Annotated in this window: 1 protein-coding gene; it reads right to left on the bottom strand. The window is 44.1% G+C overall.

What is annotated here, in order from left to right; all coding sequences use genetic code 11:
• The coding region (locus tag ILP92_RS18280) for a hypothetical protein (RefSeq protein ID WP_198917847.1) at nucleotides 1-348 on the bottom strand (348 nt) is incomplete at its 3' end.
• Between the last annotated feature and the right edge of the window lie 62 nt (nucleotides 349-410).

Below are 410 nucleotides of genomic sequence, written 5' to 3'. Positions count from 1 at the left end.
CACAATTGCAGCCACAAAATCCATCTCAGCAACAACCACAAGAGCAAGTTCCATTGGTGCAACAACAACAATTTCTAGGGCAGCAACAACAACAATTTCCAGGGCAACAACAACCATTTCCACCACAACAGCCATATCCGCAGCCGCAACCATTTCTGCCACAACTACCATATCCGCAGCCGCAACCATTTCCACCACAACAATCATATCCACAACCACAACCACAATATCCGCAACCACAACAACCAATTTCGCAGCAACAAGCACAACAACAACAACAACAACAACAACAACAACAACAACAACAACAAATCCTTCAACAAATTCTGCAACAACAACTGATTCCATGCAGGGATGTCGTCTTGCAACAACCCAATATAGCACATGCAAGCTCACAAGTATCGCAACAA

Source organism: Palleronia pontilimi, from assembly GCF_016412875.1.
GTDB lineage: Bacteria > Pseudomonadota > Alphaproteobacteria > Rhodobacterales > Rhodobacteraceae > Palleronia > Palleronia pontilimi.
Note: the sequence above shows the minus strand (reverse complement) of the source record. Positions and strands in the feature narration are given on the sequence as shown.